Here is a 779-nt window from a genome sequence, read left to right on the forward strand (position 1 = left end):
GTTCGGTCATCCGGTCCAGCTTTTCCAGAAGTTTGTCCCTTTCCTGCTTGTCTGCCTTTCTCAGTGCGAAAAGCTCGTCAAGCAGCATTGATTTTTCCATGGAATTCATATCGGAATAATTGTCTGTCCAAGGCTCCGGTTCTTTTTCGCGGAGCCTCAGTTGTTCTGCCGAAGCTAATATTTTTTCTATTTCCCGATTGTCCATTTCCTTGTTCTTTGATACCATAAAGATACTGAAAATAAAGGAAATGGGCAAGTATTATTGGTATTATTTATTTGATATTCAGTGAATTAATAACCGGACTCTGTAACAGCACAACTACATCTTTCCATTTTATGCTATACACCTCCTCATCTCCCTCTCTACTAACCTTCATGAATTTGTATCCGGATGTAAAGCGTTTCTCATACAGGCTGAAGGAGCGGTTGTCATAGGCGAAAAGTCGGACTTTCCGTCTGTCTTTTGACATGACGATAAATACCTCATCCTCTTGTGGCTCCCTGTTCAACTGCCGGTGAATGATGGAAAGCACCCGGCTGTTCTTGCAGCGCAGATCGTGGAAGTTTCTTAGATAATAGAACCGGTTCATACCTGTAATACTCAGCATAATCCCTCCAGTTTCTCTACCAGTCTTTTCAGACTCTGGTAGTTTAGATTGCGTTGTTGGATGTGCATACCGTTGCTCATGCGGATATCTATCATTATTTTCACCGGTTGTGGCTCCGTATCTTCCAGCCTTTGCTGAAGTGGGGAAGAGGAGGTTTCCTTGCGGGTGTCC

General features: G+C 43.5%; 2 protein-coding genes. Both read right to left on the bottom strand.

What is annotated here, in order from left to right; genetic code table 11:
- Nucleotides 1–226 (bottom strand): hypothetical protein (locus WKU26_RS12590; protein WP_340322304.1); only part of this gene is annotated, 226 nt, incomplete at its 3' end.
- Between the two features lie 46 nt (nt 227–272).
- On the bottom strand, nt 273–608 hold the full coding sequence (gene tnpB / locus WKU26_RS12595; RefSeq protein ID WP_340322305.1) for an IS66 family insertion sequence element accessory protein TnpB: 336 nt from the start codon (nt 606–608) through the stop codon (nt 273–275).
- Nucleotides 609–779: the final 171 nt, after the last annotated feature.

This window comes from Phocaeicola sp. HCN-40430 (genome assembly GCF_037890285.1).
GTDB classification, from domain to species: domain Bacteria; phylum Bacteroidota; class Bacteroidia; order Bacteroidales; family Bacteroidaceae; genus Phocaeicola; species Phocaeicola acetigenes.